The 7,305-nt window shown below is 65.1% G+C and carries 7 protein-coding genes and 1 pseudogene; 5 read left to right on the top strand and 3 right to left on the bottom strand.

Annotated features, from left to right (window positions below; all coding sequences use genetic code 11):
• Together D3A59_RS25215 and D3A59_RS03980 are read right to left on the bottom strand one after the other, a co-directional pair.
• Positions 1-184, bottom strand: a 184-nt coding sequence (locus D3A59_RS25215; protein ID WP_157991396.1) for a hypothetical protein, incomplete at its 3' end; no start/stop codon positions are given.
• A 208-nt stretch (positions 185-392) separates the two neighbouring features.
• Positions 393-1,343, bottom strand: coding sequence for an IS5 family transposase (locus tag D3A59_RS03980; RefSeq protein WP_119153620.1), 951 nt, complete (start codon positions 1,341-1,343; stop codon positions 393-395).
• Between the two features lie 254 nt (positions 1,344-1,597).
• Between D3A59_RS03980 and D3A59_RS03985 the strand changes: the two genes are divergently transcribed.
• The 5 genes and pseudogenes from D3A59_RS03985 (at position 1,598) to D3A59_RS04010 (ending at position 6,132) form a co-directional block, all read left to right on the top strand.
• Positions 1,598-2,320 (top strand): hypothetical protein, encoded by a 723-nt coding sequence (locus D3A59_RS03985; RefSeq protein WP_170162295.1) that lies wholly within the window; start codon positions 1,598-1,600, stop codon positions 2,318-2,320.
• Positions 2,321-2,633: 313 nt separating this feature from the next.
• Positions 2,634-3,029 carry a hypothetical protein gene (locus tag D3A59_RS03990; RefSeq protein ID WP_157991398.1) on the top strand — a complete coding sequence of 132 codons (396 nt, stop codon included), beginning with the start codon at positions 2,634-2,636 and terminating at the stop codon, positions 3,027-3,029.
• Positions 3,022-3,834, top strand: a complete 813-nt coding sequence (locus tag D3A59_RS03995; protein WP_119153623.1) for a hypothetical protein — start codon at positions 3,022-3,024, stop codon at positions 3,832-3,834. The genes D3A59_RS03990 and D3A59_RS03995 overlap by 8 nt, the downstream gene beginning before the upstream one ends.
• Positions 3,835-4,231: 397 nt before the next feature.
• A pseudogene (locus D3A59_RS04005) lies at positions 4,232-5,199 on the top strand (IS481 family transposase).
• A 42-nt stretch (positions 5,200-5,241) separates the two neighbouring features.
• The gene (locus tag D3A59_RS04010; protein ID WP_119153625.1) at positions 5,242-6,132 is read left to right on the top strand and encodes a hypothetical protein; all 891 of its coding nucleotides are present in this window, start codon (positions 5,242-5,244) and stop codon (positions 6,130-6,132) included.
• A gap of 166 nt (positions 6,133-6,298) precedes the next feature.
• Here D3A59_RS04010 and D3A59_RS04015 read toward each other — a convergent pair.
• Positions 6,299-7,305 (bottom strand): IS3 family transposase (locus tag D3A59_RS04015; RefSeq protein WP_205665105.1); only part of this gene is annotated, 1,007 nt, incomplete at its 5' end.

A 7,305-nucleotide genomic window follows, 5' to 3' on the forward strand; every position in this document is an offset into this window, starting at 1 on the left:
AGTCGTAGAGCTGGCTCTTGCCCAGCGCGAACTGCCCGGCGGTCTCGGCCACCGAGTGGCCCAGCGCCAAGTGGCGCAGCGCCAGCAGCCGGCTGCGCACCCGGCCGTTGCGCTCGTGGCGCGCTGCGGCCTCGAGCTCCTGCGCGCTCCAGCGTCGCGCCACCCCCACTACGTCATGTGACATCGCATCGCTCCCGGGTCCGATCGCATCCAGCATTGGATTCCGGAGAGCAGATGGAGTTCGTATTATTCAGCTCGGGCAGTGATGAGCAGCAAGCTACCTGGTCAGAAGCGGGCGTGCAGTCCGTTTCGGCGCTGGCTGCGAGTTGCAAGCGCGCCGCAGGAAGCGTTTCGCTGCGCCTGCCGGCCTTTTTGGCGATCAGTAGGCGCACTCATGCCTGCGATCCGAGCAGCTTGCCGCGCACCATCCACAAGTTCGACAGTGCGAACAGCGTGAAGAGCTGGGCGGTGTTCTTCTTCAAACCCCGGTAGCGCACCTTCACATGCCCGAACTGCCGCTTTATCACTCGAAACGGATGCTCGACCTTGGCCCGGATGCCGGCTTTCAAGCGCTCCAGCTGCTCGACGAGCGCATCGACCTTGCGCTCTGGGTCCAGCGCCGCGCGCTTGCCCGGGCGCATCGCGATGTGCCAGCGCACACCTTTTCTGGCGTTCGCCCGCTTGTGCGCCCCCTGGTAGCCCGCATCGCCGAAGGCGTCGCTTTCCTCTCCGTGCAGCAGGCTGTTAGCCTCCACCACGTCGTTGACGTTGCCCGACGTGCCGCGCACCGTGTGCACCAGACCCGATTCGGCATCCACCCCGATGTGGGCCTTCATCCCGAAGTACCACTGGTTGCCCTTCTTGGACTGGTGCATCTCCGGGTCGCGCTCGCCCGAGGCGTTCTTCGTCGAGCTCGGCGCGGAGATCAGCGTGGCATCCACCACCGTGCCCGCGCGCAGCATCAGCCCCTTGTCGCGCAACAGCTCGTTGACCATGGCAAGGATCTGCTCGGCGAGCTTGTGGCGCTCCAGCAGATGGCGGAACCTGAGGATCGTCGTCTCGTCGGGCAGCCGCGCCTGCCAGCTGTCCAGGCCCGCGAACTCGCGAAACAGCGGCACGTCGTGCAACGCCTCTTCCATGGCTGGATCACTGAGCGTGAACCACTGCTGCATGAAATGGATGCGCAGCATCGTCTCCACCGCAAACGGCGGGCGGCCCCGCCGGCCCTCGGGCGCGTAAGGCGTGATCAGCTCCCCCAGCGCCGCCCACGGCACTACGCGCTCCATCTGCTCCAGGAACTCGCGCTTGCGCGACAGGTTCAGCCCGAGATCAGCTTGCTTCATAGCCTCGATCTTCGATCACCACACTTGCCCTGCCTTTACGCAGACATTCCCTAGCGGCGCACGCTGCGTTAGACTGACGCCTGCAGCCGCCGCGCCGGCTCGCCCGCCCACAAGGCACAGCCGGTTTTGGCAGCGCGAAGCGAGAACGAGTCATGGCTTGGCTGTATGGTCGCCGCTGGCTCGATGTGTGGGCGCATCGACGTCACGGTGACCGGAGAACCGCCACCATGCCTACTTCGTTGACACCGTCCCAATTGGACCAGCTGCGGCGCGACGCCCAGCGCCTGCGCAAGCAGGAGTCCTTGACCCACTACCAAGTTCTTGACCGGATTGCCGCCAAGCACGGCTACCGGAACTGGTCGTTGCTGTCCAAGCATAGTGCCGCCCCAGCCGCGAAAGCGCCTGGCTCCACCGGCGAGCGCGACCACCTGCCGCCCCTGCCTCCGGCACAGCAGCACCGTGACGTCACGGAGGACCCGCGGAAGCGCTACTACCTCCATGGCGACCAGCTGGAGGACGATGCCTCCCGCTACTACTGCGCCGAGTGCGACGTGTTCTTCAAGGCAAACCACTTCGCCGACCATGGGCCTCACACCGGGGAGCGGCTGCTCGACCAGTTGGAGCGCAGGCAGAAGCGGGACTGGCGCCTGCAAATGAACTTGCGCCGTCCGGATGCAGCCGTGAATGTGCTGGAGACCGAAGCACTCGCCGCGCGGGCCGAGTACCAGGCTCTGCGGCCGAAGTTCAGCGTGTGGCTGCAGGAGCAGCGCAAGCGCACGCGCGCAGGCGAACGTCGCGACGACGTCGGTTTCATGGCCCTGGAGCTGGTGACGAGCCGAGGTCTGCCGACCACGCCGAAGTCGCTCAAGCAGCTTTGCTACCACTACGAGCGTCGCGGCTTCCAGCGCTTCGCCACCGAGGCGCTGGAATCGGCCTGGGCCGAGTTCAAGCAGGACCTTGCCGCGCGGCAAGCGTAGCGAGCGACAACCCATTGGTGTTAGGCCGACTGCCCCGGCCAGAAGTTGCCTTCGAGCACGGTTAGCAGTCGGCCCCACGTCGCGCCGTCTTGGAGGCCGACGCAACCGTCGGCCGGCACCAGGTGGTCGCGCACCATCGCCCAGGATGGCGAGCAACTGTCGTCTGACCGGGGCAGCCGCGCGGCGACTGGTGGTAGTGCATGCGCTACCATTTATCCCTAGTAATACAAAGCTTTGCAGCACTTCATCACGCCATACTTCGCTCAGTCGAAGCGCGCCGCGACACCCAACCCGTTCAACTTCTGGAGTGATGATGAAGACCTACAAGCACGCCGTCCGTGACCGAATCCAAGCCCTCCTCGACACCGGGCTGACGCAGAAGGAGGTTGCCGAGCGGCTCGAGTTCGACAACCCGAACAACGTGTCGATGCTTATGAGCGACCGGTACCCGAACACCATACTCGCGCCGTCCAAGCTGCCGCTGCTGCAGAAGGTCTGCGGCCTCACGAACTGCGAAGCCCTCGCACTGCTGCGTCTGCTGGCAGGCAGCGGCCGAGGCGGGTCCAAGGCCATGCACCTCGACCTAGCGACCGTGGACTGGTTCATCCTGACGACAGTTCGTGCCCGGTCCGAGGTCGTCGCCCGCCGGCGGGCAGCCGCTGCCGGGTCGGCCGCCCTCACTGCGTCGGCAGGAGCCAGCCATGTCTAAGAGCAGCGCCGCCCTCATTGAGGACATGTTCCAGCGCTTCGCAGAATGGCACGCAACGCTGTTCCCGGGCGAGCCGACCCTGACGAAGCGCCAAGCCTCGCGCTGGCTGTCCGAGACTGACCTGCACGTGCTGGCGCGCTGGACGAACGAGGCGGCCCACGAAAAGCGCCGCGACTGGCGCATTCCCCTCGCCCGGGTCGACGACCTGTGCAAGGCGCTTGATGCGTCAGCCGACGAGCGAGACGAGCTCATGGTGGCTCGCCTGAACGAACTGATGGAGCACGACAAGTCTGAAGACGTCCCGGCCGTGCTTCATTGGCTGGAGCCGATGCTGGAGGAGTTCTCGAACCGGCCTGCCGTGTCGACTTTGGAGCGCCAAGTACTCGCGGTGTTCAACAGGGCCTATGAGGCAACGAAGGTAGCGCATCACTGCCCAGCGCCCTTCGAGCGGGAGGACGTGCTCGAGAAAATGATGAAGGAATGGCTGGGTGTCGCGGTCAGCGCGCACGCTGACCAAGTCCGCGCTGAGGCTGAGGCGGACGGCGAAGACACACCCGAGGAGCGGGCGGCTCGGGATGCGAAGCTGGCCAGCATCGGAGCGAAGTACCAGGCCATGCGCGCGATAGAGGCTGCGAAGGTGGGGCCGCCGGCGACGACCCATCGCACCTACGCGAAGCAGCGGAAGGCGCTCATGCGGGAGTTCTCGCGCAACCTGCGCCGCGAGCGGCGCAAGCCGCGTACACCCCTAGAGGTGCTCCCGGACCCGTCGGCCGAGGCAGGCCCAGGGGCAGTTGACGCGGGCTAGCTCCTGCCCGCTGAGGGACGGGGCCAGGTAAGCACGGCTCCACTACGCGCGCGCCGCTCGTGTCGCCGGGTGTGGGCAGGGGAAGGCCGGCTACTGAATGTCGCCAGAAGCGATGGCCCGCGGCTCGGCCCACTCTTCCTCAGTTGTCTCCGAGCCCAGCCCGGAGTCCAGCCCTTCTTGGATGAGCTGACGCAAGCGCATAGCCGCCCGCTGGGGCCCGTCAGCGGTCTCGTCCACCACGGGGCCGAGTGCACGGCGACGACCCCGCCTGGGGTCTTCGTACGACATGGTGAGGTGCGTAGCCAGCAATCTGCGGCTGGTGGCTAGACGAGGCTCCTAGGTGTGCGGTCCCGAGAAGTCGTGGTGCATCATTGACTGCTCAGCAGGAGGAAGCGCTATGGCAGCAAGCCTTCATGGCTCAGCCCGAACGACGCCGAGAATTCGAGCCGAGCTCCAAGCGTCGCAAGAGACGACGCGCTCCCTGGCCGTCCGATACGGACTGAACGAGAAGACGGTGGCGAAGTGGCGCCGCCGCACCACGACTGCTGATGCGCCGATGGGGCCGAAGAAGCCTCACAGCGCCAAGCTCAGCGAGGCCGAGGAAGCCGTAGTGGTCGAACTCCGGCGTCGAACCCTCCTGCCGCTGGATGACGTGCTGGGCTGCCTGCGCGAGAGCATTCCGCAGCTCAGCCGCAGCGCCCTGCATCGCTGCCTGGTTCGGTACGGCATTAGTCGACTGCCGTGCAGCGAGGAGAAGGACTCCAGGCGCGGACGCTTCCCCGACACGCCCATCGGCTATGTGCACATCGACAGCAGCGAGTTGCGCTTGGCGCAGGGCAAGCTGCACATGTTCCTGGCTATCGATCGGGTCACCAAGTTCACGCATGTCGCGTTCTTCGACGCTGCCACGAAGCTCAACGGTGCGACCTTCCTGCGGGATGTCGTGGCAGCGTTCCCGTACAAGATCCACACGGTGCTGACCGACAACGGCATGGCCTTTGCCGAGCAGCCTCGCTACCGCGGGGGCATCACCGACCGGTACGGAGGAGGCCACATCTTCGAGCGCGTGTGCCGCGAGTATGGGATCGAGCACCGCCTCACCAAGCCCTACCACCCCTGGACCAACGGGCAGGTCGAGCGCATGAATCGCACCGTCAAGGAAGCGACCATCAAAGCGTTCCACTACCCGGACTTCAAGGCGCTCAAGGCCCATGTGCTGGCCTTCGTCACCCCTTCAACTTCGCAAAGCATTTGAAGGCACTGCGATGGCGAACGCCTTTCCAGTTCATCTGTGATGCCTGGGCCAAGGAGCCATTCCGGTTCAAACTAAACCCTCACCATCTCATCCCGGGACCGCACATCTAGAAGGCCTGCAAAATTAGGCGAGCCAAACCATCCTCGCCCTCCGTGCCCACCTACGCAGCACCCTCCCTCGTCGAGCTCCACACCAAGGAGCGCGTTCACCGGTCGCAGACGTACGCGGAAATCGCGACGACTGTGGAAGACCTCCGCACGCAGCTCATGGAGCGAGGCATCCGATGCCCGCCCAACAGCGCGCTGGGCTCGCTGCTGCTCAAGGCGAGCGCCCTGAACGAGCAGTGGGAGGCTCAGACGCACGGGCAAGACATCCTCACGCTGATGCAGGCAGACGAGGCGCTGCGCATCGCACAGGCAGTCGGCGAAGTGCTCGACGAGCCGGATGCGGGAGAGCTCATCCGCCGGATGACCAAGAGCGACATGAACCTGTCTACCAGGCAACCGTCGCAGGGCAAGGACGCGCTGTGGGAGTTGGACCTGCTCAAGTTCCTCACGAGCCACCAAGTCGCCGCACGCCTGCAAGAGCCGCCGGACATCGCCCTCGACCTCCCTGACGGTCTCGGAAGCTACGGAATCGCCTGCAAGAAGCTCTACTCGGAGGACAGCCTGGAGACGCCGCTGAGGAAGGGCTATCAGCAGCTGGAGCGCATGGGCCGTCCCGGCCTGATTGCGTTCAATCTCGACGACCTGACGCCCCAACGCTCAATCCTGGTTCATCGCACGGCGGAGCACGTCGGCGACTTCCTGCATCAGCGGAACGTCGACTTCATGCGCCGGCACGAAGCGGTGCTCCAGCGTGCTGTCATGCAAGGTCGCTGCGACGGTGTCTTGTTCGCCACTACCGTGCAGGCGGACATCCAAGAGATGTCTCCGCGCTTCAACCGCTTCGCGGAGTACATGCTGTGGACGGTGGCCCAAGCGCCGGAATCGACTCGCCGCCGGCTCGAGTCACTGCAGGGGCTGATAGCCGGCACCAAGTGACGCCGCGAACATTGCCACCGCATCAGGCCGGCACCCCTGGAGATTGACTGTCGAGCATGCGTACATCCCATGCTCGCCGGTCGCACGAACTCCTCTGCGTCAACAGACGGGATTTGCGGAGGTAGACGTACAGCCGCCCGGGCTGCTCGTAGCGTAAGCTCACCTGTCAAGCAGACATCTGATTCCTGGAGTCCGCGACGGTTGTGGTTGTCAATCTGGGCATGAACTGGCACGGCGGCACGCCGCCCAGCGCCTCATGTGGCCGGTACTCGTTGTACTGCGTCAGCCACTCCCCGGTGATCGCCTGCACCTGCTCGATGGAGCTGAACAGGTAGGCGTCGAGCACCTCGGTGCGGTACGTCTTGTTGAAGCGCTCGATGTACGCGTTCTGATTCGGCTCGCCGGGCTCGATGTAGTTCAGCACGATGCCCTTTTGCTGCGCCCACGCCGCGAAGTCGCAGCTGGTCATCTCCGGGCCGTTGTCCATGCGGATGGACTTCGGGGCGCCGTACCACTCGATGAGCTGCTCAAGCGTTCTGATTAGCCTGGCCGAGGGAATCGACTGCGCCACCTCGATGGCCAGCGCCTCGCGGTTGGCCTCGTCGATCACGTTGAGCGTACGGAACCGCCTCCCGTCGTAGAGCACGTCGTGCATGAAGTCCAGCGCCCAGCCCTCGTTGACGAACCCGGCGGCGGCCAGCGGCACGGGCTCGCGTTTGGGCAGGCGCTTCTTCGTGCGCCGCGGGATGTTCAGGCCCAGCTCGCAATACACGCGCCACACCCGCTTGTGGTTCCAGGCCCGCCCGTCCAGGCGCAGCCGGTCATAGCACTTCCAGAAGCCCCAACGACCGTTACGCTCGACCACGTCGTTGAGCGCATCGATCACCTCAGCATCCCTGTCCTGAGGCAACGCCGGCGTCCTGTAGTACGCCGCCCGCGACAAGCCTGCTGCCGTACAGGCTCGCGTGATCGGCAGCCGGTGCTCGCTCACCAGGAGTTGCACCACCTGCCGCTTCGCAGACGGCGTCACAACTTTTTTGCCAGCACGTTGTTGGCGCCGACCGAAAATTGGGTCTTCCGCTTTTTGTGTTGGATCGACCCGGCTCCCCAAGGCGGGCAATGAGTTTGCCGGGGCGTGACTTTCCTTCACGGAGGTCACAACTGCGATGCTGG

The sequence above is a fragment of the Caldimonas tepidiphila genome (assembly GCF_003569765.1).
GTDB lineage: Bacteria > Pseudomonadota > Gammaproteobacteria > Burkholderiales > Burkholderiaceae_C > Caldimonas > Caldimonas tepidiphila.

Coding starts and splice junctions, on each gene's coding strand:
- D3A59_RS03995 (WP_119153623.1), top strand. CDS start 3,022: ATGTCTAAGAGCAGCGCCGCCCTCATTGAGGACATGTTCCAGCGCTTC.
- D3A59_RS03980 (WP_119153620.1), bottom strand. CDS start 1,343: ATGAAGCAAGCTGATCTCGGGCTGAACCTGTCGCGCAAGCGCGAGTTC.
- D3A59_RS03990 (WP_157991398.1), top strand. CDS start 2,634: ATGAAGACCTACAAGCACGCCGTCCGTGACCGAATCCAAGCCCTCCTC.